This window comes from Mycobacterium shimoidei, assembly GCF_900417275.1.
Taxonomy (GTDB): Bacteria; Actinomycetota; Actinomycetes; order Mycobacteriales; family Mycobacteriaceae; genus Mycobacterium; species Mycobacterium shimoidei.
In genome coordinates this window covers 4,157,825-4,181,750 of sequence record NZ_UEGW01000001.1, presented here as the reverse complement: position 1 = coordinate 4,181,750, position 23,926 = coordinate 4,157,825, and the positions used below count along the sequence as shown (strand labels likewise).

26 protein-coding genes and 1 pseudogene are annotated in these 23,926 nt (G+C 65.4%); 13 read left to right on the top strand and 14 right to left on the bottom strand.

The window, feature by feature from the left end; genetic code table 11:
* Positions 1-2 precede the first annotated feature (2 nt).
* From MSP7336_RS20170 to hflX, 4 genes are read left to right on the top strand one after another with little or no spacing between them, the layout of a single operon-like run.
* The gene (locus tag MSP7336_RS20170; RefSeq protein ID WP_113964430.1) at positions 3-689 is read left to right on the top strand and encodes a class III extradiol ring-cleavage dioxygenase family protein; all 687 of its coding nucleotides are present in this window, start codon (positions 3-5) and stop codon (positions 687-689) included.
* Positions 686-1,597 (top strand): tRNA (adenosine(37)-N6)-dimethylallyltransferase MiaA, encoded by a 912-nt coding sequence (miaA, locus tag MSP7336_RS20165; RefSeq protein WP_069398076.1) that lies wholly within the window; start codon positions 686-688, stop codon positions 1,595-1,597. The genes MSP7336_RS20170 and miaA overlap by 4 nt, the downstream gene beginning before the upstream one ends.
* 4 nt (positions 1,598-1,601) lie before the next feature.
* Positions 1,602-2,474: a diaminopimelate epimerase gene (gene dapF / locus MSP7336_RS20160; RefSeq protein WP_113965130.1), complete on the top strand. Its 873-nt coding sequence runs from the start codon at positions 1,602-1,604 to the stop codon at positions 2,472-2,474.
* A 46-nt stretch (positions 2,475-2,520) separates the two neighbouring features.
* Positions 2,521-3,936, top strand: a complete 1,416-nt coding sequence (hflX, locus tag MSP7336_RS20155; RefSeq protein ID WP_113964429.1) for a GTPase HflX — start codon at positions 2,521-2,523, stop codon at positions 3,934-3,936.
* A gap of 60 nt (positions 3,937-3,996) precedes the next feature.
* Here hflX and MSP7336_RS20150 read toward each other — a convergent pair whose 3' ends face one another.
* A complete protein-coding gene (locus MSP7336_RS20150) occupies positions 3,997-4,596 on the bottom strand; it encodes a hypothetical protein (protein ID WP_069398078.1) in 600 nt (199 codons plus the stop codon).
* A 468-nt stretch (positions 4,597-5,064) separates the two neighbouring features.
* Here MSP7336_RS20150 and MSP7336_RS20145 point away from each other — a divergent pair, with 468 nt between their 5' ends.
* Positions 5,065-6,225: an acyl-CoA dehydrogenase family protein gene (locus MSP7336_RS20145; RefSeq protein WP_113965127.1), complete on the top strand. Its 1,161-nt coding sequence runs from the start codon at positions 5,065-5,067 to the stop codon at positions 6,223-6,225.
* 3 nt (positions 6,226-6,228) lie between these two features.
* On the opposite strand, the gene MSP7336_RS20140 is transcribed toward MSP7336_RS20145, so the two are convergent.
* Positions 6,229-7,416, bottom strand: coding sequence for a TerC/Alx family metal homeostasis membrane protein (locus MSP7336_RS20140; RefSeq protein ID WP_113964428.1), 1,188 nt, complete (start codon positions 7,414-7,416; stop codon positions 6,229-6,231).
* A gap of 229 nt (positions 7,417-7,645) precedes the next feature.
* Here MSP7336_RS20140 and MSP7336_RS20135 point away from each other — a divergent pair, with 229 nt between their 5' ends.
* On the top strand, positions 7,646-9,628 hold the full coding sequence (locus MSP7336_RS20135; protein WP_113964427.1) for a sunset domain-containing protein: 1,983 nt from the start codon (positions 7,646-7,648) through the stop codon (positions 9,626-9,628).
* Between the two features lie 18 nt (positions 9,629-9,646).
* On the opposite strand, the gene lexA is transcribed toward MSP7336_RS20135, so the two are convergent.
* Entirely contained in the window at positions 9,647-10,342 is a 696-nt protein-coding gene (gene lexA, locus MSP7336_RS20130) for a transcriptional repressor LexA (protein WP_069398081.1), read from the bottom strand.
* 211 nt (positions 10,343-10,553) lie between these two features.
* On the opposite strand from lexA, the gene MSP7336_RS20125 reads away from it, so the two are divergent.
* From MSP7336_RS20125 to MSP7336_RS20115, 3 genes are all read left to right on the top strand, one after another.
* The gene (locus MSP7336_RS20125) at positions 10,554-11,024 is read left to right on the top strand and encodes a LysM peptidoglycan-binding domain-containing protein (RefSeq protein ID WP_069398096.1); all 471 of its coding nucleotides are present in this window, start codon (positions 10,554-10,556) and stop codon (positions 11,022-11,024) included.
* Positions 11,025-11,149: 125 nt separating this feature from the next.
* On the top strand, positions 11,150-11,614 hold the full coding sequence (gene nrdR, locus MSP7336_RS20120; protein ID WP_069398097.1) for a transcriptional regulator NrdR: 465 nt from the start codon (positions 11,150-11,152) through the stop codon (positions 11,612-11,614).
* A gap of 23 nt (positions 11,615-11,637) precedes the next feature.
* Positions 11,638-12,123, top strand: coding sequence for a peroxynitrite isomerase (locus MSP7336_RS20115; protein ID WP_113964426.1), 486 nt, complete (start codon positions 11,638-11,640; stop codon positions 12,121-12,123).
* On the opposite strand, the gene MSP7336_RS20110 is transcribed toward MSP7336_RS20115, so the two are convergent.
* A complete protein-coding gene (locus MSP7336_RS20110) occupies positions 12,120-12,806 on the bottom strand; it encodes a PhzF family phenazine biosynthesis protein (protein ID WP_113964425.1) in 687 nt (228 codons plus the stop codon). The two genes, MSP7336_RS20115 and MSP7336_RS20110, sit on opposite strands and share 4 nt — an antisense overlap.
* A gap of 21 nt (positions 12,807-12,827) precedes the next feature.
* Positions 12,828-13,805, bottom strand: a complete 978-nt coding sequence (locus tag MSP7336_RS20105; protein ID WP_113964424.1) for a proteasome assembly chaperone family protein — start codon at positions 13,803-13,805, stop codon at positions 12,828-12,830.
* Between the two features lie 179 nt (positions 13,806-13,984).
* Between MSP7336_RS20105 and MSP7336_RS20100 the strand changes: the two genes are divergently transcribed.
* Both MSP7336_RS20100 and MSP7336_RS20095 read left to right on the top strand, forming a co-directional pair.
* The gene (locus tag MSP7336_RS20100) at positions 13,985-14,791 is read left to right on the top strand and encodes a trypsin-like serine peptidase (protein ID WP_113964423.1); all 807 of its coding nucleotides are present in this window, start codon (positions 13,985-13,987) and stop codon (positions 14,789-14,791) included.
* Between the two features lie 110 nt (positions 14,792-14,901).
* Positions 14,902-15,957, top strand: coding sequence for a DUF4192 domain-containing protein (locus MSP7336_RS20095; RefSeq protein ID WP_069398086.1), 1,056 nt, complete (start codon positions 14,902-14,904; stop codon positions 15,955-15,957).
* An 8-nt stretch (positions 15,958-15,965) separates the two neighbouring features.
* Here the strand turns inward: MSP7336_RS20095 and MSP7336_RS20090 are convergent, their stop codons facing one another.
* From MSP7336_RS20090 to MSP7336_RS20080, 3 genes are all read right to left on the bottom strand, one after another.
* A complete protein-coding gene (locus tag MSP7336_RS20090) occupies positions 15,966-16,652 on the bottom strand; it encodes an iron-dependent transcriptional repressor DtxR (protein WP_069398087.1) in 687 nt (228 codons plus the stop codon).
* Positions 16,653-16,787: 135 nt separating this feature from the next.
* The gene (gene sigB, locus MSP7336_RS20085; protein WP_069398088.1) at positions 16,788-17,747 is read right to left on the bottom strand and encodes a sigma-70 family RNA polymerase sigma factor SigB; all 960 of its coding nucleotides are present in this window, start codon (positions 17,745-17,747) and stop codon (positions 16,788-16,790) included.
* Positions 17,748-17,910: 163 nt separating this feature from the next.
* Positions 17,911-18,321, bottom strand: a complete 411-nt coding sequence (locus MSP7336_RS20080; RefSeq protein ID WP_084226635.1) for a DUF3099 domain-containing protein — start codon at positions 18,319-18,321, stop codon at positions 17,911-17,913.
* 43 nt (positions 18,322-18,364) lie between these two features.
* Between MSP7336_RS20080 and MSP7336_RS20075 the strand changes: the two genes are divergently transcribed.
* Positions 18,365-18,604 (top strand): DUF3039 domain-containing protein, encoded by a 240-nt coding sequence (locus tag MSP7336_RS20075; RefSeq protein WP_069398090.1) that lies wholly within the window; start codon positions 18,365-18,367, stop codon positions 18,602-18,604.
* Here MSP7336_RS20075 and MSP7336_RS20070 read toward each other — a convergent pair.
* The 3 genes from MSP7336_RS20070 to MSP7336_RS24350 form a co-directional block, all read right to left on the bottom strand.
* Positions 18,591-19,568, bottom strand: a complete 978-nt coding sequence (locus tag MSP7336_RS20070) for a YihY/virulence factor BrkB family protein (RefSeq protein ID WP_069398091.1) — start codon at positions 19,566-19,568, stop codon at positions 18,591-18,593. The two genes, MSP7336_RS20075 and MSP7336_RS20070, sit on opposite strands and share 14 nt — an antisense overlap.
* Before the next feature lie 62 nt (positions 19,569-19,630).
* On the bottom strand, positions 19,631-19,825 hold the full coding sequence (locus MSP7336_RS20065) for a DUF7455 domain-containing protein (RefSeq protein WP_069398092.1): 195 nt from the start codon (positions 19,823-19,825) through the stop codon (positions 19,631-19,633).
* 82 nt (positions 19,826-19,907) lie between these two features.
* Positions 19,908-20,051: a hypothetical protein gene (locus tag MSP7336_RS24350; protein ID WP_232321132.1), complete on the bottom strand. Its 144-nt coding sequence runs from the start codon at positions 20,049-20,051 to the stop codon at positions 19,908-19,910.
* On the opposite strand from MSP7336_RS24350, the pseudogene MSP7336_RS20060 reads away from it, so the two are divergent.
* Positions 20,001-20,325 (top strand): annotated as a pseudogene (locus MSP7336_RS20060) (DUF952 domain-containing protein). The gene MSP7336_RS24350 and the pseudogene MSP7336_RS20060 sit on opposite strands and share 51 nt — an antisense overlap.
* On the opposite strand, the gene MSP7336_RS20055 reads toward MSP7336_RS20060, so the two are convergent.
* The 3 genes from MSP7336_RS20055 to MSP7336_RS20045 form a co-directional block, all read right to left on the bottom strand.
* Entirely contained in the window at positions 20,314-21,420 is a 1,107-nt protein-coding gene (locus MSP7336_RS20055) for a histidine phosphatase family protein (RefSeq protein ID WP_113964422.1), read from the bottom strand. The pseudogene MSP7336_RS20060 and the gene MSP7336_RS20055 overlap by 12 nt on opposite strands.
* Before the next feature lie 49 nt (positions 21,421-21,469).
* On the bottom strand, positions 21,470-22,540 hold the full coding sequence (locus MSP7336_RS20050) for a histidine phosphatase family protein (RefSeq protein ID WP_232321050.1): 1,071 nt from the start codon (positions 22,538-22,540) through the stop codon (positions 21,470-21,472).
* A 155-nt stretch (positions 22,541-22,695) separates the two neighbouring features.
* On the bottom strand, positions 22,696-23,835 hold the full coding sequence (locus MSP7336_RS20045) for an amidohydrolase family protein (RefSeq protein WP_069396604.1): 1,140 nt from the start codon (positions 23,833-23,835) through the stop codon (positions 22,696-22,698).
* Positions 23,836-23,926 lie beyond the last annotated feature (91 nt).

The window sequence follows — 23,926 nt, the reverse complement described above, 5'->3', positions numbered from 1 at the left end:
GCGTGTTGGGCGCCATCGCGATCGTGCCGTCCGCGCCGGTACTGGTCCCCGAGCTGGCCGGAGCTGCGGCTGAGGAGTTGACCGATCTGCGGACCGCGACGATCGCGGCCGCCGCCTCGTTGCCGCAGCGCTGGATCGCGGTTGGTGTGGCCGACGACGCTGGGGTGTACGGGCCGCGCAGCGTCGGCACCTTCGCAGGCTTCGGCGCCGATGTGACGGTCGGACTATCGCCTGGGCTCACCGGTCAACCCGCCGACTTGCCGCTGTGCGCGCTGTTCACCGCCTGGCTTCGCGAGCAGGCCCAACCCGACGCGAGCGCCGAGGTACGTGTCTTTCCCGCTGACCTGGCCGTGGATGCCGCACAGGCCAGCGGGCGACAGTTGCGGGCGGAAATCGAGCCGGCCGCCGAGCCGATCGGGGTGCTGATCGTCGCCGACGGTGCCACCACGCTGAGCGCGACCGCTCCCGGCGGGTATAGGCCCGACGACATCGAGGTCCAGCTGGGTCTCGACGAGGCGCTGGCCTGCGGTGATGTCGTTGCTCTGACCAAACTGCCCTACCAGATAGTCGGCCGGGTGGCCTTTCAGGTGCTGGCCGGGCTGACCGAACCCACGCCGCGATCGGCCAAAGAGCTCTACCGCGGATCGCCCTACGGGGTGGGCTACTTCGCCGGCATCTGGCAGCCATGAGACCGCTGGCGATCGTCGGACCGACAGGCACCGGCAAATCGCAGTTGGCGCTCGAGATCGCCGAACGGCTCGGCAGAAACGTGGAGATCGTTAACGCCGACGCCATGCAGCTTTATCGCGGGATGGACATCGGCACCGCCAAGCTGCCGGTAGCGCAACGCCGGGGCATTCCACACCACCAGCTCGACGTCCTCGACGTCACCGAAACCGCATCGGTTGCCCGCTACCAGCAGGCCGCCGCCGCTGACATCGAGGCGATCATGACCAGGGGAGCGGTGCCGATCGTGGTCGGCGGGTCGATGCTCTACATTCAGTCGCTGCTCGACGACTGGTCGTTCCCGGCCACCGATCCGGCGGTGCGGGCCAAATGGGAACGACGGCTGGCCGTGGAGGGGGCCGCAGCGCTGCATGCCGAACTGGCCCGCCAGGATCCGGCCGCGGCGGCGTCGATCCTGGCCTCGGACGGTCGCCGCATCGTGCGTGCGCTGGAGGTGGTGGAGCTGACCGGCCAGCCGTTCGCCGCGTCGGCGCCCAGCATCGGCGCACCGCGCTGGGACACCGTCATTATTGGATTAGATTGTGCCACAGAGCTTCTCGATGATCGGCTGGCGCGGCGCACCGACACAATGTTCGACTCCGGGCTGGTGCAGGAGGTGATCACGCTGCTTGGGCAGGGCCTGCGCGACGGCGTCACCGCGTCGCGGGCCCTGGGCTACGCGCAAGTGATCGCGGACCTCGACGCCGGCGGCACCGGTGAGGGCGCGCGTGAGCCGACGTTCACCGGCACCCGGCGCTATGTTCGGCGCCAGCGGTCCTGGTTTCGCCGCGACCACCGGATTCAGTGGTTCGACGCGACCGCGGCCGGCCTTGCGCAAGACGTGGTGCGGGCGTGGCGGCACGTATCCTGAGCAGGTGATCTTCACAAAAGGTCACGGCACGCAGAACGACTTCGTGCTGCTGCCTGACCTCGACGCCGAACTGGCGCTGCACCCCGGAGCGGTAGCCGCGTTGTGCGACCGCCGCCGCGGGCTGGGTGCCGACGGTGTGTTGCGGGTGAGCACCGCGGGCGCGCTGCTGGCGGCCGGCGCGCTCGACCGGCTGCCCGACGGTGTTGGCGCGGATGACTGGTACATGGACTACCGCAACGCCGACGGATCCGTTGCGCAGATGTGCGGCAACGGAATTCGGGTGTTCGCCCATTACCTTCGGGCCGGCGGGTTGGAGTCGCGAGACGAGTTCGTGATCGGGTCGCTGGCCGGTCCGCGGCCCGTCGTGCTGCACAGCGCCGACGCCACCCGCGCCGACGTCACCGTCGACATGGGTAAGGCCAACGAGCTTGGGGTGGGGGAGGCGATCGTCGGCGGCCGGCCGTTCGCGGGTTTGGCGATCGACATCGGCAACCCGCACCTGGCGTGCCTGGACGCCGATATGACGGCCGAGGACCTGGCCGCCCTTGATGTGGGCGCGCCGGTCTCGTTCGACCGCGACCAGTTCCCCGAAGGGGTCAACGTGGAGATCCTCACCGCGCCGCACGACGGTGCGGTGTCGATGCGGGTCCACGAGCGCGGCGTCGGCGAAACCCGGTCCTGCGGGACCGGGACCGTCGCCGCCGCCGTTGCCGCGCTGGCCTGGGGCGGCGCGGTCACCGGCACAGTCAGCGTGCGGGTGCCCGGCGGCGAGGTCGTCGTCACCGTCACCGAATCCACCAGCTACCTGCGCGGGCCGTCGGTTTTGGTGGCGCAAGGCGAGATCAGCGAGGAATGGTGGCAGGCGGCGCAGCGTTAATCCGGATGCATGTCACAGATTTGGCGTGCACCATGAGTTATTGCCTATGACGTATCCACATTTTCCCGAACAGAACACCCCCAGCACGGGCGAGCTTGCGCTCGATGATCGCTCGGCGCTGCGCCGAGTTGCCGGGCTTTCCACCGAACTCGCCGACGTCTCGGAGGTCGAGTACCGCCAGCTGCGCCTCGAGCGCGTCGTACTGGTGGGCGTGTGGACCGAGGGCAGCGCGGCCGACGCTGAAGCCAGCCTGGCCGAATTGGCCGCGCTCGCCAAAACCGCGGGATCGCAGGTGTTGGAAGGGCTCATCCAGCGCCGAGACAAACCGGACCCTTCGACCTACATCGGCTCGGGTAAAGCCCAGGAGCTGCGCGAGGTAGTCCTGGCTACCGGCGCCGACACCGTGATCTGCGACGGTGAGCTGTCGCCGGCGCAGCTCACCGCGCTGGAGAAGGCGGTCAAGGTCAAGGTCATCGACCGCACCGCGCTGATCCTCGACATCTTCGCCCAGCACGCCACCAGCCGGGAAGGCAAAGCGCAAGTCTCGCTCGCGCAGATGGAATACATGCTGCCGCGGCTGCGCGGTTGGGGTGAGTCGATGTCCCGGCAGGCCGGCGGCCGTGCCGGTGGCAGCACCGGCGGCGTCGGCCTGCGTGGTCCTGGTGAGACCAAGATCGAGACCGATCGCCGCCGCATCCGGGAACGGATGGCCAAGCTGCGCCGCGACATCAAAGCAATGAAGCGGATCCGCGACACTCAGCGCAGCCGTCGGCTACACAGCGACGTGCCATCTATTGCGATCGTCGGCTACACCAACGCCGGCAAGTCGAGCCTGCTCAACGCGCTCACCGGCGCGGGGGTGTTGGTGGAGGACGCGCTGTTCGCCACCCTCGAACCCACCACGCGCCGTGGGCAATTCGATGACGGACGACCGTTCGTCGTGACCGACACGGTCGGTTTCGTCCGGCATCTGCCCACCCAGCTCATCGAGGCGTTCCGCTCGACGCTGGAAGAGGTGGTGGACGCCCATCTGCTGGTGCATGTCGTCGACGGCTCCGACGTCAATCCGCTCGCCCAGATCAGTGCGGTGCGCCAGGTGATCTCGGAAGTGGTCGCCGACCACCACGGTGACACTGCGCCGGAGCTCATTGTCGTCAACAAGGTCGATGCTGCAACCGATTTGGCGTTGGCCAAGCTGCGCCGCGCGCTGCCCGGGGCGGTGTTCGTCTCGGCACGGACCGGCGAGGGCATCGACGCGCTGCGACAGCGGATGGCCGAATTGGTCGCCCCGACCGACACCGGGGTCGACGTGGTAATCCCTTACCACCGTGGTGATCTGGTCGCCCGGCTGCATGACGAAGGCCGCGTGCAACAGGCCGAGCACAACAGCGAGGGCACCCGGATCAAGGCGCGGGTTCCGGTGGCGCTGGCCGCGAGCCTGCGCGAGTTTTCGACAACCTGAGTCATCCCGCACATAACAGAAGCACCGGAACCAGTCGGTTCCGGTGCTTCTGCCCTGGCTTTAGAAGAGCGCGAACATGTCCGGCATGTCACCGAACATGTCCTCGAGGACCACGCCTGGATAGGCCAGCAAGTCCACGAACCCGTTGAAGAGGTCCGCGCCCCAGTACTGGAAGAGGTCGACTGTCGGGAAGACGGGGTCGACGGTGAAGTCTTCCGGCAAGCCAATGGGTAGCGGCAGGGGCAGGTCGTTCACGGCAGCGGCGAAGTCCGCCGCCCCATTGTCGGGTCCGCCCTGGCCAGTGATCACGTTTGACAGGTAGAAGAATATCGTGTTCCCCAGGTATTGCGCCTCGGCGTAGCGGCTTACCGCGCCGTTGAAGATGCCGCTGTACGGCGGTTCGGCGCCGTCCACCCCGAGCCAAACCTGGAGGTCTTGATCCGCGAACAGGTTGTACAGCGTCTCTTCGAATTCCCCGGGGCCGATGATGCTGTTCAGAAAGTTGTCGTTAGTGGCAATCTGGTCGTCGACGATGTCCACCAACGCAACGTCTCGGCTTACGGCCGGCGCCGGGGTCGCGTGTTCGGGCAACGCGACGACAAGCCCCGCCGCTGCAAGAGCGGCCGCACCGATCGTCGTTCGGGTAATCGCAGCGTGCATGATCTTCCTTTCACGGTTCGCATTCGGTTGACGGCGGCGGTTGCGTAGAACGGGTAGCAACGTCGATCCCCGAATCGGCGCGCGCGGACGGCGAGTTGCTCTGCCGGCCGACGATGGCCCTACCCCTCCTTGTAGACCCGATCTTCTCAGGTGTATCTAAGCTACCGCTTACGCAAGCACCTGTGAACCCCCAAGTGGGACTCAGGTCCAAATTTTTATCACACCGCCCGCCGACCATGTATTAGACGCTGATACAACAACTTCCGGGTTTGGTCAGTGGCGTTGGTGACGAGAGCCGGTTGCGTCGTCGTTGTGAAGGGACGTCAGAGCTTCTCAGGATGCGTTCAGCAGCTTCGGGCCGGATGAGTATCCGGATCGTCTCGGGCGCGTCCGACTCCGCGACCGACTCATCCAACCAACCACCCGGTTGGTATGTTGGGCGGCAGAGTCGCCGAGCCGGAGGTAATCATGGGTAGCGCCGTCAAATATGAGCGCACGCTGTTCGAGCCCGAGCATGAACTATTCCGGGAGTCTTACCGGGCCTTCCTGGATCGCCACGTCGCCCCGTACCACGACGAGTGGGAGAAGGCCAAGATCGTCGACCGCGGGGTGTGGCTGGAAGCAGGCAAGCAGGGTTTTTTGGGCATGGCGGTGCCCGAGGAGTACGGCGGCGGGGGAAATCCAGACTTTCGCTACAACACGATCGTCACCGAGGAGACCACCAAGGGCCGCTACAGCGGCATCGGCTTCGGCTTGCACAACGACGTGGTAGCGCCCTACCTGCTGCGGCTGACCACCGACGAGCAAAAGCAGCGCTGGCTGCCCAAGTTCTGCACCGGCGAGCTGATCACCGCTATCGCGATGACCGAGCCGGGCACCGGCAGCGACTTGCAGGGCATCAAGACCCGCGCGGTCAAACAGGGCGACCACTACGTGCTCAACGGGTCCAAGACCTTCATCACCAACGGCATCAACTCCGACTTGGTGATTGTGGTGGCCCAGACCGATCCGGACAAAGGCGCCCAAGGCTTTTCGCTGCTGGTCGTCGAACGCGGCATGGAAGGGTTCGAGCGAGGTCGGCATCTGGACAAGATCGGGCTGGACGCCCAGGACACCGCGGAGTTGTCGTTCACCGACGTCAAAGTTCCCGCCGAGAACCTGCTCGGTGAGGAAGGCATGGGCTTCATTTACCTGATGCAGAACCTGCCGCAGGAACGGATTTCCATCGCCATCATGGCGGCCGCGGCGATGGAGACCGTGCTGGAGCAGACGCTGCAATACACCAAGGAACGCAAGGCTTTCGGCAAGCCGATCGGCAGTTTCCAGAACAGCCGGTTCGTGCTGGCCGAGCTGGCGACCGAGGCGACCGTGGTGCGCATGATGGTCGACGAGTTCATCCGCCTGCACCTCGACGGGAAGCTGTCCGCCGAACAGGCCGCGATGGCCAAATGGTATTCCACCGAAAAGCAGGTGAACTTGATCGACCGCTGCCTGCAGTTGCACGGCGGGTATGGATATATGCGCGAATATTCGGTCGCGCGTGCGTATCTCGACGCGCGGGTGCAGACCATCTACGGCGGCACCACCGAGATCATGAAGGAGATCATCGGCCGCAGCCTGGGCGTGTAACGCTCAGTTCTGGGTGTGCGCGTCGTGGGCGTCATGGGCTCGGCGGAGTAACTCCATCAGCTCATCTTCCTGATGGATCTGCGATCGGTATTTCATTGGGAGCGCTTGGATTTGGCTCTCCTCTTTAAGTAGCCGGGCATAGATCCTCTCGCGCTCAGCGGGATCGACCTCGTAGTGCAAGTCCAGGTATTCCGTCGCGTGCCGGCGGGCCCCGGCGACAGCGTTTTGCATCCGTCCCCGCTCCGAAAGCAGCGATGCCACCGTGGTGATGGCCAGGATGACAACGATGACGGTCAACGAGGCTGTCGTGCTCACATCGCCCACCCCGACAGGTTTTCCGCCGTTGACAAACGGCACATTGTTCGTATTGAGCGCCTGCAGCAACAGCTTGACACCGATGAAGCCCAGGATGGCGGCAAGGCCGAAGTGCAGGTAAAGCAGCCGGTCCAGCAGGCCGTCGATCAGGAAGTACAACTGGCGAAGACCCAAGAGCGAGAACCCCGTTGCCGCGAAGATGATGTAGATGTCTTGGGTCAGACCGAAGAGCGCGGGGATCGAGTCGAAGGCGAATAACAGGTCGCTGCCCCCGATGGCGACCATCACCAACAGCATCGGCGTCATCACCTTTTTGCCGTTCTCGACGGTGAAAAGCCGGTCGCCGTCATAGTCCTCGGACGTACGCAACAGCCGCTTGGCAACCCGGATCAACGCGTTGTCCGCGGTGGGCTCGTCGGACGCCGCCGGTTTGATGACGTTGCTCGCGGTGACGAACAGCAGAACCGCTAACAGGTAGAACGCCCAGCTGAAGATCGAGATGAATGCCGCGCCGAGAAATACGAATGCGATGCGAGCCAGCATCGCGATCACGGTGCCGAACAACAGCACTTTCTGCTGGGCGACCCGCGGCACGCGGAAACTGCCGATGATCACCAAAAAGACAAACAGATTGTCGACGGACAGCGCTTCGTTGCTCAGGTAGCAGGCGAAGAATTCCACGCCCATCGCGGCGTTGCCGAAGACCATCAGACCAGCCCCGAATACCATCGCAACCAGCAAATAAGAGGCCGACCAGACGGCTGCTTCGCGCACCGTCGGCCTGTGCGACTTGCGCACATGGAAGAAATAGTCGAACACCGTCAGGCCGACGAGCGCTGCGATGGTCAGCGACCAAACGAGTCCGGAAACACCCATGTGAGATGCGATTTCCTTTCGTGGTGTCCCGTGCTGGACCCTGGGCACCGTAACGCACCCCTGGCGGCGGTTGCACCTCAGGCGCGCGCAATCGACGAAAGATTAGGGCACCATTTCGACATCAGGTGGGTATCTGTTTCCATAATGGCAGCGCTAGGAGTTCGCAATTCCTCGTTGCGCGGCGCAAGGTGGTGAAGCCCGGGCGACGGTCCGGGGCCCGGGAGGTGTTGTGAAACGGCAGCAGGGGCGATTGAGGGCGGCAGTGCGACGTAGCGCGCTCGCTGTGGTGGCCGTGGCGGCGAGTGCCGTGGCGTGGGTGCCGACCGCCGTGGCATCCCCGGAAAGCGACGCCGCCGATGCGATCACCGCGGCGTGGGAGGCCGCCGGCGGAGACAACTCAGAGGTCGGCGCCAGACAAGGCGACGTTTACGCCATCGGCACAGGGTTCGCCGCGAACTTCGCCAACGGGAAGATCTTCTTCACCCCGGATACCGGCGCCAGGGCGCTGTACGGGGCGGTGCTGGACAAATACGAAGCCCTGGGTGGACCTGCGAACAGCGATCTGGGCTTCCCGACGACCGACGAAGCGCCGGGTCTGGCCGGACCGGACAGCAGATCCAGCGTCTTCTCCGCCAGCGACACGCCGGTCATTTTCTGGACTCCCGAGCACGGTGCCTATGTCGTGCGCGGGGCGATGAATGCCGCCTGGGACAAGCTGGGCAGCTCGGGCGGCGCACTCGGAGTGCCGGTTGGCGATGAAACCTACGACGGCGAAGTCGCCACCCAGCCGTTCAGCGGGGGCCGGGTGTCGTGGAACCGGGTGACCAAGACGTTCACCACCACCCCACCCGAGCTGGCCGAACAACTGACCGGCCTGCAGGTGCCGATCGATGCGACCGCCGCCATCAATCTGGCCTGGCGTTCGGCCGGCGGAGAAACCGGTCCGCTGGGCGCCAAGCAAGGCGGGCAGTATCCCATTGGCGACGACGGACAGGCGCAGAACTTCGCCGAGGGCAAGGTGTTTTTCAGCCCCGCCACCGGTGCTAACGCCGTCGAGACCGACATCTTGGCGAAGTACGAATCACTAGGCGGGCCCACCGGCGACCTGGGGTTCCCCACCACCAACGAGGCCGACGGCCCGATCAAGCCCAGCCGGGTCAGCACGTTTTCCGCCACCGACGAGCCGGTGATCTTTTGGACACCCGACCACGGGGCGTTCGTTGTGCGCGGTGCCATAAAGGCCGCGTGGGACAAACTGCGGGGTGCGGCAGGTCAATTGGGCCCGCCGGTGGGGGATCAGACGGTGGACCACGACGTGGTCACGCAGAAGTTCACCGGCGGCCAAATCTCCTGGGACCGCGCCAACAACACGTTCAGCACCGAGCCGGCCAACCTCGCGACGGCGCTGTCCGGTCTGCAGATACCGGGACAGCAGTCTCCGTCCGGCGTCGCACGGCCCGCCGACACCGGCTCTGAACGCCCATGGCAATGGTGGTGGCTGTCTGGCATCATCCCGGTGCTGCTGTTGCTCGGGCTCATCGCACTGGGTGTGCGACGGCGCCGCCGCCGCGTTACCGCTGCTCGCATGCCGACACCGGCGCTCGAACCCGAACGCGACATCCAGCGCGGTTACGACATGGTCCCGGAGACGGACCAGCAGTGGGAGGCCGACACTGGCAGCGACCTCGGCCCGGTCCCGTTCCCCGATGCGTATGCCGAGTCGGCGGCGGACGTGCCCGACCGGCCCGGGGTCGAATGGAGGCCGCGTGCCGGCGTCGGCGCCCGCCTCGACGAGGGCCGGATGGACGACGACAGCAACACCGCCGCGATTCGTTCCGGATTCGATCAGGAACTCGCCGATGAAGATCCCGACGCGGTGGACACCGCACCGACGGGGATTCCCACGGCCAGCGATGTGAATGTGAGTTCCGGTGGGCGACACGCAGCCGCCGACAACGACTATGACGACGATAATGACTATGACGACGATGCCGGACTTGAGCCGGCCGCATCCGGCGGGCCTGCTTACCCGACGATCCACCTTCCGCTGGACGACCCGCACGAGGCACCTGACGGCTATCCGGTCAAGGGCAACGCCAGCTTTGGTCTGTACTACACGCCCGACAGCTCGCTCTACGACGACGCGTTTGCCGAAATATGGTTCAGCAGCGAAGAAGTCGCGCAAGCGAACGGTTTCACCAAAGCTGATTAACGGCGGACTGAAGGCTGACTAGATCTTGCGGATCACGGTCACAACCTTGCCGAGCACGGCGGCGTCGTTCCCCGGGATGGGGTCGAAAGCCGGGTTGTGCGGCATCAGCCAGACCTGACCGCCGGTGCGCTTGAACGTCTTGACGGTGGCTTCGCCGTCGATCATCGCCGCGACGATGTCGCCGTTGTCGGCGACGTTCTGCTGACGTACGACCACCCAGTCTCCGTCGCAGATCGCGGCGTCGACCATCGAGTCGCCAACCACCTTGAGCAAGAACAGCGCTCCCTCGCCGACCAGCTCCCGGGGCAGCGGGAAGACGTCTTCGACCGCTTCTTCGGCGAGGATGGGGCCGCCTGCGGCAATCCGGCCCAGGACGGGGACGAATGTCGGTTCGGGTAGCGCGTCCGAGCCCGACACGTCGGTGAGCACGGTGGGCCCGGCGGCCTCGTCGGCGCCGCGGACGTCGACCGCGCGCGGCCGGTTCGGATCCCGGCGCAGGTAGCCCTTGCGTTCCAGCGTGCGCAACTGATGGGCCACCGAAGAGGTCGAGGTCAAGCCGACGGCGTCACCGATCTCTCGGATGCTCGGCGGATACCCGCGGCTGGTGACCGAAGCGCGGATGACCTCCAGGATGGTTCGTTGCCGCTCGGTCAGGGCTGAATCCGCCGCCCGTTCGCGGCGCTGCACGCCGGGGCCCTCGCTGCTGTCGCTCATAGGGACGAATGTAGCCGCAATTGTCCCAAAGCTCAAACATTTGTTCGAGGCGTGTCGAATCGCGCCCCCTCGTCGGGGTCCGTGCTTGTCGGTGCGGTGTCGTACGCTGCCCGACACAATGCAACAGTTCGATCACACGTTCGGAATTCGAACGCACTATCGATTATATTTCGAACAAGTGATCGACACTCTCTTCGGGAAAGGGGCACAGATGACAGTCATCGAGACGACGCGGCCGGGCCGGCGAAGCGTGGTCAGGCCGGTCCGGATCCAGCCGATCAGCCCCGCCGGCCGGCCGAGGTCGCGGGGTCCGCGGCCGTCGCGGCCGGCCGTCGCGCCGCCGCGCTACCGGGGCACGGGCGTGATGCTGTCCACGGCGCCGCATCGGCCGCGCCCGATCACGCCGGCGACGACGGTCGCGCTGGCCATGCTCGCCGCGTTGATCACCATCTGGCTGGGGGTGGTGGCGCACTTCGGCGACGCGGTGCAGGGCAGTTCGGCCGGAGTACCGGAGCGGCTCGCCGTGGTGCGGGTCGAGCCGGGGGAGTCGCTGCAGCACCTCGCCGGGCGCGTGGCGCCGGACGCGCCGCGCGGTCAGGTCGTCGAGCGCATCCGCCAGCTCAACAACCTGGACACGCCCGCGCTGGCCGCGGGCCAGACCTTGATCGCCCCGGTCGGCTGACGGGTTGAGCCGTGCACGGCGAATGGCGCCGGCCGATCTCGACGACGCTGAGTCCGCACAGCGCGGCGCGGGTAGGCTCAGGCTGTCCTGAACTACCCGGCTACCAGCGCGGTGAAGGAGCGGCCATGCACTGTCCGTTCTGTCGTCACCCGGATTCCAGGGTGGTGGACTCGCGGGAAACCGACGAAGGTCAAGCGATCCGGCGTCGCAGGTCGTGCCCTGAATGCGGGCGGCGATTCACCACCGTGGAAACCGCAGTGCTGGCCGTGGTCAAGCGCAGCGGCGTCACCGAACCGTTCAGTCGGGAAAAAGTCATCAGCGGCGTGCGTCGGGCATGCCAGGGCCGCCAGGTCGACGACGACGCGCTGAACCTGCTGGCGCAGCAAGTAGAAGACACCGTACGCGCGAAGGGCTCACCCGAAGTTCCCAGCCACGAGGTCGGTTTGGCGATCCTCGGACCGCTGCGCGAGCTCGATGAGGTCGCGTATCTACGGTTCGCGTCGGTGTACCGATCCTTTTCCTCCGCAGACGATTTCGAGCGTGAGATCGAGGCGCTACGCGCGCATCGCAAGGTGTCGAGTCCGGGCTGAGGGCGACGACGTAGGCTGGCTACATGCCCGCCGACCTGCATCCTGACCTCGAAGCACTGGCGCCGCTGTTGGGTACCTGGACCGGCCGGGGTTCGGGGAAGTTTCCGACCATCGAGCCGTTCGAGTACCTCGAGGAAGTCGTCTTCACGCATGTCGGTAAGCCGTTTCTGGCCTACGGCCAAAAGACTAAGGCCGCAACCGATGGCAAGCCGCTGCACGCCGAGACCGGATATTTACGAGTGCCGCAGCCCGGCCACATCGAGCTGGTGCTGGCCCACCCCAGCGGCATCACCGAAATCGAGGTCGGTACCTACGAGAAGAGCGACGGCGTCATCGAAATCGACTTGACCGCTTCGACAATCGGCCTCACACCTACCGCCAAAGAGGTGACCGCCCTCGGTCGTCGCATTCGCATCGACGGTGACGAACTGTCATATTCGGTGCAGATGGGTGCCGTCGGTCAGCAGCTGCAAAACCACCTCACCGCGGTGCTGAGACGTCAGGGCTAAACAAAGTACGTCACTCCGTCGTTGACGACGCGGCCGGCGACTCGAACCCAACCCTCGGGATTCCACGTCGTTTCGATCACCGAGCCTTTGCCCTGAACGATGGTCAAATCGCGGCTGAGATAGTCGGTGATGCGCACCGCGGCGGAGCCGGTGGCTTCATCTTCGGGCACACCCAGGCCCGCCGCGAACATCCGGGAACGTATGCGTCCTGCCGACTGGTCGGTCCAGGTCCACAGGTAGTGCTGGGCGTCGTCGGGAAAGTCGGCGGGGTCGGCTGCGGCGAGATCGTCGAGCGACTCCAGTTCATGGATGGCGAATTCGGGCGCCCACTGGCAGCGGGCGCTGATCGCGGTGACGTCGTTGTCGTAATCCACCTGCACGATTCCGGCCGGCACTTGCAGCGTGCGGATCGGTGTGCCCCGCTCCCGCAGCCACCACGCCACCCCCACGGTCGGATGGCCGGCGAACGCGAGTTCGGTGGCCGGGGTGTAGATGCGCGCATGCGCGGTGGTCGATCCGGCAACCGGCAAGTCGACGAAAATCGTTTCGCTGTAACCGAGTTGGCTCGCCAGGCGCTGTCTGTTGAGGCCTTGCACGCTATTGGCGTCGACGACGGCGAGCGGATTCCCGAAATTGCCTGAGGCATCGGCAAACACCCGCAACACCGTCACGTCGATGCTCATGGGTGCCTACCGCTCCGGGGGTCAGGCCGGATTGTCGTCGTCGAACTTCTTCTCGGCCTGTTGGGCGAGGAACCGCTCAAACTCCGCGCCGAGCTCGTCGCCGCTGGGCAGATCCTCGTCGCGGGTGAGAAGCGACCTGCTCTCTTGAGCGGCGACAAACGCGTCGTATTGGCGCTCGAGGGCGGCGACCACTTGGGCGACCTCCGAACTGGCTTCGACCTGCTCGTCGATTCTGGTTCGGATCTCGGCTGCCGCCTCAGCCAGCGCCTGGACCGGCAGCTGCAGCGATGCCGTCTTGGCCACCTGCTCCAGCAGCGCCTGCGCGGCGGCCGGATAGTCGGTTTGGGCCAGGTAATGCGGTACGTGCACGGTGAAGCCGACGACCTCATGTCCGTGCTGAGCCATCCGGTACTCCAGCAGATTCGACGCGCTGCCGGGCACCTGCACTTCGGCGATCCACGGCGTGAAGTCGGCGATCAGCTCGCGGTTGTTGGAGTGCGCCGTCATCGTGATCGGCCTGGTGTGCGGGACGGCCATCGGGATGGTGCCCAGCCCGATCGTCTGCCGGACCCCGAGCCGCTCGGCGAGTAGTCGCACTGCGCTGATGAACCGCTCCCACTTCAGATCCGGCTCCATGCCCGCCAGCAGCAAGAACGGGGTGCCCACGCTGTCATGCAGCGCGTACAGGCTGAGCTCGGGGTCGTCGTAGTGGGTGAAGTGGTCGGTCTTGAACGTCATCAACGGACGCCGGGAGCGGTAGTCGAGCAGCTCGTCGATCGCGAAAGAGGCCACCAGCTCGGTGTCCAGCTCTTCGCGCAGATGACGGGTGGCCAGCCGGATCGCATGGCCGGCGTCGGAAAAGCCTTCCAGGGCGTGCACCAATACCGGACCCCGGCCATCTGACGACGACAGCTGCGGAGCCGGGAACTCGAGCTCATACATCCCGTTCTGTTCGGGCTGGTAATGCTGTTCCCGTTCCGGGGGCTGGTTGTGGCTCATAACTATTGTCTCCTCGTCACGGCCCAATGTCGCACCGCGCTAATAGTTTCGCTCACATCGGCGGACAACACCTAGCACGGCGAACCCGCCTGTGTGTTCGAAACGCGGTCGCACCGGATCGCATTCCTTGTCGAGTACCCCGTTTCTCCGAAGCACATGAGCGGGCATGATCATCAGCGATGCGGATTGTGACGACGGCCACCGGCCTGCTGGCCGGGCTGACCTTGGCCCTGACCGGTTGCGAGCATCCCCCGAACACTCTGGATGCTTCGCCGACGATCAGCCCGTCTCAACGGCATGTTACCGATATCGCAGTCCAGGGTCCGGCCGCTCCGGTTCCCCCGGATCCGCGGGTCGGGGCCATCTTCCTGGGAGCCGGAGACCTGCACACCTGTACCGGTTCGGTGTTGCATTCGGCCGGCGGCGACCTGGTGCTCACCGCCGCGCACTGCCTGGCGGCCGGTATCAACACCACCTTCGTGCCTGGATTCTCCGGGGCCGCCGCGGCGCCCGACGTCTGGACCGTCGACGCGGCGTACTTCGATCCGCGCTGGCTGGCCAACCGGGACCCGCACGCCGACTACGCGATCGCACGGGTCAGCAGGCCCGAAGGCGGAACGATCGAAGCTGCCGCCGGTGCGGGATTGGCGCTGGGCACCGCACCCAAGGCGGGAACCCAGATCCGCGTCGTCGGCTATCCGGCCCGCGTCGGCGGCGGTCCGGTCGGATGCCAGGCCGGCACCAACGTCACCGAAGACGGGTATCCCGCGCTGCCGTGTTCGGGGCTCGTCGACGGCACCAGCGGAGCGCCGTGGCTGATCGGGTCGACAGTGTCGGGTGTGATCGGTGGCCTCGACGGCGGTGGCTGCGACGACAATGTGTCCTATTCGGCCCCGTTCGACGAGCACATCGCGGCGTTGCTGGCTCGCGCGGAAGCGGGCGGACCCGGGGATAGGGCCCCGAACGCGCTCAGCGGCCAGTGCTGATTGCGGCGTCGCGGGGAACCTGCTCAACAGTCGCGACTTCATCCACAGCTGACCGGCCCGCCCGCGGTTGGCGGTCACTCGCTGACGGCCTCGATTGTCAGCGTCGGGTCATGACAAAACACCGAGCAGACTTTGAACTGAATCGTCCCGGAGCGCTGATCGCCTCGCTGCCCGCAGTCCTGGGGTTTGTTCCGGAGCGCTCGCTGGTCCTGGTGTCGATCGACGACGGCGAACTGGGTTCGGTGATGCGGGTTGACTTATCCGACGCGCTGACCAGTCGGCTCGAACAACTCGCCCAAGTCGCCGCCGCGGCCGAGCCGGAGGCTGCGATCGCGGTGATTGTCGATGCCGACGGCGCCGGCTGCCCGGTCTGCAACGAGCAGTACCGCGAGCTGTGCACCGCGCTCGCCGAAGAGTTGTCGCAGTACGACATCGTGCTGTGGGCTGCGCATGTGGTGGATCGGGTGGCCGCTGGTGGGCGCTGGCACTGCGTCGACGGCTGCGGTTCCGGCGGTGCCGTCGATGACCCGTCGGCGTCGCCGCTGGCGGCGGCGGCGGTGCTCGACGGGCGGCGACTATATGCGCGGCGAGCGGATTTGCAGGCCGTCATCACCGTCGGCGATCCTGACCGAACCGCAGCGCTCGCGGTGCTGATGGATCAACACGCCACGTCGCGTGAAGCGGCATGCCGGGCGGATCCGCGCGGCCGCGCCCGCCAGGACGTGGAGATGGCGATGGCCGCGACCGAGCGTGTCGGCGGCGGCCAACCGCTCGACAATGAGGAGCTCGCCACGCTGGGCTGCGCGCTGGCCGACATCGAGGTGCGTGACACGCTTTATGGACTGGCGGTCGGCGAGAGCGCCAGTGCGGCCGAATCGCTGTGGGCGCTGTTGGCGCGCACGTTGCCCGAGCCCTGGCGGGTTGAGGCGTTGGTGTTGCTGGCGTTCAGCGCCTACGTCCGTGGTGATGGTCCGCTGGCGGGGGTGTCGCTGGAGGCCGCGCTGCGCTGCGCGCCGGACCATCGCATGGCCGGCATGCTCGACACCGCCTTGCAGTCGGGTCTGCCGCCCGAGCGCATCCGGGACCTGGCGCTGACCGGTTATCGGTTGGCCCGCCGGCTCGGCGTGCGGCTGCCGCCGCGACGGACGTTCCGTCGCGCGGTATAGGGAGGGGGCTAGACCTTCTCGACCTTGACGGCGTGCGCCATCTCGTGCGGCAGAGTCACGTTCTCGTGGCCCGGGATCACGATTGTCACCCCGCCGGCGGGGTTGGTCTCGACGGTCACCCGCGCGTTGGGCACGACCCCGGCATCCTTGAGACGGCTGATCAGCTCGATGTCGCCTTGGACATGCTCGGCGAGCTGGCGCACGACGACGGCGACCGGTGAGCCGCTTGGCAGTTCGGTCAACCGCACCAGGTTGGCGCCCTCGGTACCGGTCTCCACGCCGAGGTCAAGCAGGCCGGGAATCGGGTTGCCGAACGGTGAGGTGGTCGGGTTGTTCAGCACCTGCACCAAGCGACGCTCGACGTCTTCGCTCATCACGTGCTCCCACCGACAAGCTTCGGCGTGCACGTCTTCCCACGGCAGTCCGATGACGTCGACAAGCAGCCGCTCAGCGAGCCGGTGCTTTCGCATAACGGAGACGGCCAGCGCCCGGCCCTTGTCGGTCAGCTCGAGATGACGGTCGCCGGCGACGTGCAGCAACCCGTCTCGCTCCATGCGGGACACGGTCTGGCTGACGGTGGGCCCGCTTTGTTCGAGGCGCTCGGCGATCCGGGCACGCAGCGGCGTTACGCCCTCTTCCTCGAGGTCGTAAATGGTCCGCAGGTACATCTCGGTGGTGTCAACCAGGTCGTTCATTCCGCACCTTCCATCGCAGCTGAGTCTACTTGCCCAGCTGCATCAATGGCTCGCTAACACACTCGGGCGCCGCGTGCGATCCCCATCGACAGCAGTGTGCCCGCCGCGTCGCGGCGGGCACACTCTGTTCAGGCATCAGCTGGCGTACGACCGCAGCCTATCGGCACGCTCTCCATTGCGCAGCTTGGCCATTACTTCGCGCTCGATTTGGCGAACTCGTTCGCGCGACAGACCGAAGAGCTTACCGATCTGGTCGAGCGTGCGTGGCTGACCATCGTCGAGGCCGAAGCGCAGCCGGATCACCTGATGCTCACGCTCGTCGAGGGTGGCGAGCACGCTGCGGATGTCGGTGTGCAGCAGTTCGGCGATCACCGCGTTCTCGGCGGACATGGCTTCGGCGTCTTCGATGAAGTCGCCCAGCGGCGCCTCTTCCTCGGACCCGACGGGCATGTCGAGGCTGACCGGGTCACGGCTGTGCTCGAGCAGATCGTTGATCTTGTCGACCGGAATGCCCGACTCGGCGGCCAGTTCTTCGTCCGTAGCTTCGCGGCCGAGATTCTGGTGCAATTCCCGCTTGATCCGCGCCAGTTTGTTGACCTGCTCGACCAGGTGAACCGGCAGCCGGATGGTGCGGCTCTGGTCGGCCATTCCACGAGTGATCGCCTGCCGGATCCACCACGTCGCGTACGTCGAGAACTTGAATCCCTTTGTGTAGTCGAACTTTTCCATCGCCCGGATCAGGCCGAGGTTGCCTTCCTGGATGAGGTCGAGCAATGGCATGCCGCGGCCGGTGTAGCGCTTGGCCAGCGAAACCACCAGGCGCAAGTTGGCTTCCAACAGGTGGCGACGTGCCGCTTCGCCGTCGCGAACCACCGCAGCCAGATCCCGTTTGCGGTTCTCGCCGAGACGCTTGCGGGTCTCCAGCAGATGCTGGGCGTAAAGTCCGGCCTCGATGCGCTTGGCGAGTTCGACCTCATCGGCAGCGTTGAGCAGCGCCGTCTTTCCGATGCCGTTCAGATACACCCGGACCAAGTCCGCGGCAGGGCTTTGAGCGTCCAGATCGCTGTCAACCCAGCTTGTGGTGGCATTTGCCATGGCGGCCCTCCTGATCGGCTTGAACTGTCATGTGGTCCAACGACCAACCCGCAGCCTGAGTTCCCGCAACGCGGCGATCCCACACGCTGTGACGTGCAGGAATGTGGCGACCAGCTGTGAATGTGCTGAGAGTGGCCGCGGCGACGGGCTATCAGGAACCGGCTCAGGAACCGGCGGAGCCGCCCGAACCCGGCCCTCCGGTGCTGCGGCGCGACTCAAGCGCCGGGCGCTCGGCCGTGGGAAACAGCGGAATACGCCGGTGGACCTGGTGGAATCGCCGAGGTTCGTCGGAACGGCGCGGTGGTCGGTCGTTGGCGATAAGAACTGCCATCCACGGCAGCGGGATCGATGCGACGAGGATCAGAAGCGAGATCAAACCGTTGTGCCAGGCGCCGTAGGCCACCGCTGCCAAGATCAGTGCGGGAATCCGAAACGCCATCAAGGTCAAATATTTGCGCACCCGCTCGCGATGCTGGTCCTCATAGGAGGGTGCTGCCGCCGTGATCAGCACCGGCCGGCCGTCGTCGTCGAAACCCAGCTCGGAGCCGTGCTTCATTTCTCCACTGTCCCACACTCAACGGGTCCGCAGCCATCCGGTTTCCGGCACAATAATTGCCATGGAGACCCAGACGATCGAACGCACCGATGTTGACGAACGCGTCGACGACGGGACCGGCAGCGATACCCCCAGATACTTCCACTACGTCAAAAAGGACAAGATCGCCGAAAGCGCCGTGATGGGCACCCACGTTGTGGCCCTGTGCGGCGAGGTGTTTCCGGTCACCCGCTCGGCCAAACCGGGATCACCGGTTTGCCCTGACTGCAAAAGGATTTACGACCACCTCAAGAAGGGCTGACCCGTTCGGCGTCGGCACCATCGGCGGCCGGGTCGACGTCGATGTCCTCGTCGCCGCGAATGGCCTGGGCGCGTGATTTCAGCCACCGCCGCAACCGATGCGTGTGGGTGGCCGGCGCCGGCCATTCTTCTTGGATGGCGGCATTGAGCTCGGCACCCAGCATGATCGCGAACCCCCCGAAAAATGCGAACAGCAAGAACGCGATCGGTGTGGCCAGTGCCCCATACGTATAGCCGGTGTTGGTGATCCAGGTCAGATACACCCGCAGCCCCAGCGTGGCGACCAGGAATACGCCGGCCGCCAACACCGCGCCGAGGATCAGCCGATGGGTTGGCAGCGCTTCCGGTAGCGCCACTCGATACAGGAATGTCACCGCGACCACCAGCCCAATGATCAGCGCCGGGTAGTAGCCGACAGTCAGCCAACTGTCTGGGATGAATTGCTCGGCCTTTCGCGGTCCTTTCACCATCAACGGGGCTATCGCGATGAGGAACAGCAGCATCACCACGTACAGCAGCAGCGCGAACAGCCGTTGCCGCACCGGATGACGCAGCGGCGTCTGGTCATGGGCTTCGACCACCGAATCAACAAAAGCCGAGATCGCCGACGACCCCGCCCACAACGAGATCACGAAGCCGAGCGACACCACCTCACCGCGCGCGCCCTTGTCGATGTCGCTGATCGTCGGCTTGATGATCTCGTTGACGACGTTGTCGGAGAAGAAGCTGTGTGCCATGGACACCAGCCGGTACTCGATGGCCGGCAAGGTATCCGGCCCGAACAAGGGGGCGATGTAGGCAAGGCTGCCGAGCATCCCCAGCAGCAACGGCGGCAACGAGAGCGCCGACCAGAATGCCGCCTGCGCCGATTCTGAGAAGATGGAATCATCCCAGCTTTTCGACAGTGTCCGGCGGGTGATACGCCACACATGGTGGCGCGAGGGCTTCTTGGTTTCCACGCTCATGCTCAATCCAGGATTCCTGACGTAGCGCTCCGTCGTCCGGATTGCCTGCGCGCGAGTTATGCCTAGGACTCGACCGGCGCGCTGACTTCCAGCACCGCATCCTGCTCGATCAGCTTCGCCTCGTGCTTGTTCGCGTGGTGCTGGCAGAAGAGAAGTTCGGCACCAGAGGGCAGCGTTGCGCGGACACGAGCGGCGGCTCCGCACCGATCGCAGCGGTCAGCCCTGGTCAGCTCCGGGCCGGTCAGGGTCGTGTTCATAGCACCTCTTTCTCGACCTATCCCTTGACTCTGTCAGACGTTCGGGCTTGGTGCGTTGTTCCCCGCCCCGGTGTGTCTTGCCTCACCCCAGCCGCTGCAGGTCCGGCAGGATGTACCGGTGATTACCCGCAATGACGTCCTGGTGCACCTGTGCGATGCCGAGTCCTGGTCGCGCATCCAGCAGCGCGGGGAGCTGCGCCCTGAGCCGGGCGTCGCGTTCGTTCACCTGTCGACGCCTGAGCAGGTGCACTTGCCCGCCAACCGACTGTACCGGGGGCGTCACGATCTGCTGTTGCTGCACATCGAGCCCGGCCGGCTGCGGTCACCGCTGCGCTGGGAGCGTTCAAACCGACCCGGAGGCGATGCTGTTCCCGCACCTGTACGGATCGTTGCCGGTCGACGCCGTGATCGACGCCGTTCCCTATCGGCCCGGACCCGACGGTGTTTTCCCGCCGTTCGGCGGTTCAGAACAAGGTTCAGGACACGGTTCAGAACACTGAAGCGATACCTACCGTATCCGGCAGCAACGCGTCGGCGATGTCGGTGAAAACCGCTTGGGGGAACTGAATTATCGCCGCGCCAACGTCTTGCACGCCGGTCTGAATCGCATCCTGGATCGTTGTCGGGTCGCCGGCAAGAATCGCCTCGAAAATGTCATACGACGCCTTTTGCGGCGCGAGGATCAGGTCGCGGAAGTCGACGAACAGCGAGGTCGCCAAATCCGGATCCTGCGGGATGGGTTCCCCGGCCCAGCTCACCAGCGTCCAGCCGTCTTCGGGGTTTCCCTTGATTTCTACGATTCCGGCGTTGGGCAGGAAGGCATGCTCGTTCGGTTCCGGACTCGTGATCATGTCGATGCCGCGCCGCACAATAAATGACAGATCCGGGTTTTTGACGTGCGTGAGCGCCCAGACGATGATCGATGATTCGTTGTTGAACCCGACGGCGGTGATTTCACCGTTGTCGCTGACCACCGGGTTATCGATGGCGTAGTCGTACATCGTATTGATGGCGTCGGTGAACTTTTCGTTGAAAGCGACCCCGTTCGGGTTCACGTCGCCGGGCAATGGCACGAACTCGAAACCAAACGCCCAGGCGCCCATGGTCGCCGAGTAGAGGAGACCACCGAGGCTCGTCAGTGGGTCGTGTGAGTAAATGCCGCCGCCGATCTCGTCGAGGCCGGGCAATATCTGCACCTGGTCGCTCATGTGCTCCAGCTCGGCGAACGGTGCTGCGGTGTCTATGTCGCGGATGCCCTGCCCGGAGAAGATCCCGGCAACGTGCGGGCCGAGGTCATCGAAGAGTTGTTGTGCGACCTCGTCGGCTTGTTGCTGCCCGAGCTCACTGAGCGGAGCTGCCGGATACGGCGGCGAGCCGACGAGGAGCTCGTTGAATGGCGCCTGTCGTTCTCCGTGCCGCACGATGTCGATGACGATGTCTTGTGCAGCTTCTTGTGCGATGTCTTCCCCGGCCGTGAGCCCGACGTTGGGCACCGCAACGCCCGGTGCGGTCGCTGTTGCGGGGATGACCGCGACGATGCCGGCGCCGAGAGCGGCGACACCGGCGGTGACATATGAGCGATTACCGAGCCACATGCTGTATGCCTCCTGGACGGTTTGGAATATCTCGAAATATCTCGGAATCTCAGAACCACGACGCGAGAGCGTCGCTGAGCATTGCGGCCGGCTCGCTGGCAGAGTTCGGAAGAAATTCGTCGGTGATGTCGGTGAGCACGGTAGCGGGGAATTGAGCTATCGCTTCGCCGACGGTGATTAGGCCGGTCTGAATCGCATCCTGGATCGTTTCCGGATCGCCGCCGAGAACGGCCAGGTAAATGTTCCACGCCGCCGTTTGCGGCGTGACGATCAAGTCGCGGAAGTCGACGAACAGCTCGGTCAGCAACCCCGGATCCTGCGGAAAAGGAATCCCGTTCCAGCTGACCAGGGTCCAGCCGTCCTGCGGGTTTCCCTTGATCTCGACCACGCCCGTCTCGGGCAGGACGCTCTCCAGGTCGCCTCGGCGTGCCGCGTCAAGAAAGAGGGGCACCAGCACAGTGAAGTCGGGGTTTTTGACATTCATCACCGCCCAGGTCGTGATCGCCTGGTCGGCGGAGATGGCCACGTCAGTGCGCGGGCCGGTCCCGTCGACGGTGTTGTCGTAGATCGTTTGCAGGGCGTCGTCGAACCTTTCGTCGAACGCCACCCCGTTGAGGTCGTGTGAGCCCGGGATCGGCACGAACTCGAATCCCAATATCCATGCGGCCGAGGTCAGCGAAAACAAGGCGCCACCGGGGCTGGCAATCGGAAGGTCTTGGTAAATGCCGGCGTCGATCTCGTTGAGCCCGGGCAATAGCTGCACGTCGGTCCCGAGCGCATGGGCCAACGGGTCTGCGGTTTCGGCCATTCTGATCTGTTGGCCCGCATAGATCCCGGCGTACGGGCCTTCCTGGGCCAGCATGTCGGCGAGGTCTTGGGCCTGCTTTTGGCCGGTCTCGCTCAGCGGAGGGCCGGGGATCGTCGCGGTGATGATGGGCCCGCTGCGTGCGTCCTGCGCGCTGCGCACGATGTCCAGCGTGATCTGCTCGTCGCCGGAGGTGAGCTGGACACCGGGCATGGGAACGCCCGATCGGGGGGCTATGACCGGAGTGATCGCGGCGAGGCTGGCACCGAGGAGCGCGGCACCGGCGGCGCCGCACCAACGATGCTTAGCGTACACTCGCATTCCTCTAAGGCATTGCTAAGTGTTTTCTGAGGTTAGGCGATTGTCCGAGGCGCGTCAACGACGGGTTCACGCCTCGGCCTGCCGCCACAACTCAGGCACTGTGCCAATCGGCGTGCGAGCGGCGCGACTGTTTTCGGCCCGGCCAGCAGTCAGTGGTGCAGCAACGACTCGATGTTGGTGTGAAAGAAACCGGGCATTTCCGGTGCCACGCAGCCCATCCCGCGATAGTCGTCGAGCGGGTGAGCAGTGCCTTCGGAATGTGGGTAGTCGCTACAGCACATGAACAGATCGCCGCTGCTCGCCGTCAGCTGTTTGGGGTCTTCGTAGGAGAACGCCGCCACCCGGACATGGTCATGGAAATACTCGCTGGGCCTGCGGGCGAGCTTCGCCACCGGTTTGCCGTTGAGTTGTGCGGTGAAAGCGTTCGCACCGTCCAACAGCAGCAGAAACGGCGGTACCCAGGAGGAGCTGAGCTCGATGACCCCGAAGCGCAACCGGGGGTGGCGGTCGAAGACACCGTGCAAGATCAAATCGCTCAGCGCCAGTGCCGGCGGCACCCACAAAAACACCGCCTCGGTGGCCGGCACCAGGACCTGCTCGGATGCGTCTTGATACCAGCAGTCGTCGAAGACCCGCACCTGGTCGGCGACGTGGAACACCGGGGTGATGGCGTGGTCGACGAACGCGGACCAGATCCGCTCGTGTTCGGGGTGCGACAGCGCTCGGCCGTCCACTGACCCGGCGGCGATCATCGCCAGCGAAATACCGACCGAAGCAAGTGAATCGAGCTCGGCCTCAAGCCACGCCGCGTCGCGCAGGGTCAAATGCGCGACCGGATGCAGTCGCCCGTGACCCTCGGCCTGCACCGCCGCGCACCACCTATTCCATGCCGTCATGTTGGCGGTGACCGCGGGAAGCGACGAGGAGAGGTGGCGTTCCCAGAGCAGCCCGTAATTGGGAAACATCACCGCCTCGTCGAGGCCGGCCTCGTCAAGCCAGCGAATCCGGGACGCCGGCTCCCAGTAGGCGGCGGGAAGCGCCTCGTCGTAGTTATAGGAGGGCGGCTCACCGGCCTGTTGCCGCTTGCGGTGGTCCCCGCAGGACGCGGTGTTGCCGGGAAGGTGGACGTCGGCCAGGGCCAGCTTGGCGCCGCGCCAGGTCAGCCAGGTGTAGCCGAGCTCGTCATCGTCGAGGCTCAATGCATCTGCACGCGCGGCGGGGTCGATGTAGTCGGCCCATAGCGTACGGGTTTCGTACAGATGCTGGTCGCAGTCGACGATTCGGGTCACGCCGCAAATTGTCCGACTGTGCCGTCGCCAGGGTCAAGATCCAGCCGAGAGCCGTATTTCCAGTGCGAATCGCCAACCGCACGGAACTTGT

Coding starts and splice junctions, on each gene's coding strand:
- miaA (WP_069398076.1), top strand. CDS start 686: ATGAGACCGCTGGCGATCGTCGGACCGACAGGCACCGGCAAATCGCAG.
- hflX (WP_113964429.1), top strand. CDS start 2,521: ATGACGTATCCACATTTTCCCGAACAGAACACCCCCAGCACGGGCGAG.
- MSP7336_RS20150 (WP_069398078.1), bottom strand. CDS start 4,596: ATGCACGCTGCGATTACCCGAACGACGATCGGTGCGGCCGCTCTTGCA.
- MSP7336_RS20145 (WP_113965127.1), top strand. CDS start 5,065: ATGGGTAGCGCCGTCAAATATGAGCGCACGCTGTTCGAGCCCGAGCAT.
- MSP7336_RS20140 (WP_113964428.1), bottom strand. CDS start 7,416: ATGGGTGTTTCCGGACTCGTTTGGTCGCTGACCATCGCAGCGCTCGTC.
- lexA (WP_069398081.1), bottom strand. CDS start 10,342: ATGAGCGACAGCAGCGAGGGCCCCGGCGTGCAGCGCCGCGAACGGGCG.
- MSP7336_RS20125 (WP_069398096.1), top strand. CDS start 10,554: ATGACAGTCATCGAGACGACGCGGCCGGGCCGGCGAAGCGTGGTCAGG.
- nrdR (WP_069398097.1), top strand. CDS start 11,150: ATGCACTGTCCGTTCTGTCGTCACCCGGATTCCAGGGTGGTGGACTCG.
- MSP7336_RS20115 (WP_113964426.1), top strand. CDS start 11,638: ATGCCCGCCGACCTGCATCCTGACCTCGAAGCACTGGCGCCGCTGTTG.
- MSP7336_RS20110 (WP_113964425.1), bottom strand. CDS start 12,806: ATGAGCATCGACGTGACGGTGTTGCGGGTGTTTGCCGATGCCTCAGGC.
- MSP7336_RS20105 (WP_113964424.1), bottom strand. CDS start 13,805: ATGAGCCACAACCAGCCCCCGGAACGGGAACAGCATTACCAGCCCGAA.
- MSP7336_RS20100 (WP_113964423.1), top strand. CDS start 13,985: ATGCGGATTGTGACGACGGCCACCGGCCTGCTGGCCGGGCTGACCTTG.
- MSP7336_RS20095 (WP_069398086.1), top strand. CDS start 14,902: ATGACAAAACACCGAGCAGACTTTGAACTGAATCGTCCCGGAGCGCTG.
- MSP7336_RS20090 (WP_069398087.1), bottom strand. CDS start 16,652: ATGAACGACCTGGTTGACACCACCGAGATGTACCTGCGGACCATTTAC.
- sigB (WP_069398088.1), bottom strand. CDS start 17,747: ATGGCAAATGCCACCACAAGCTGGGTTGACAGCGATCTGGACGCTCAA.
- MSP7336_RS20075 (WP_069398090.1), top strand. CDS start 18,365: ATGGAGACCCAGACGATCGAACGCACCGATGTTGACGAACGCGTCGAC.
- MSP7336_RS20070 (WP_069398091.1), bottom strand. CDS start 19,568: ATGAGCGTGGAAACCAAGAAGCCCTCGCGCCACCATGTGTGGCGTATC.
- MSP7336_RS20065 (WP_069398092.1), bottom strand. CDS start 19,825: ATGAACACGACCCTGACCGGCCCGGAGCTGACCAGGGCTGACCGCTGC.
- MSP7336_RS20055 (WP_113964422.1), bottom strand. CDS start 21,420: ATGTGGCTCGGTAATCGCTCATATGTCACCGCCGGTGTCGCCGCTCTC.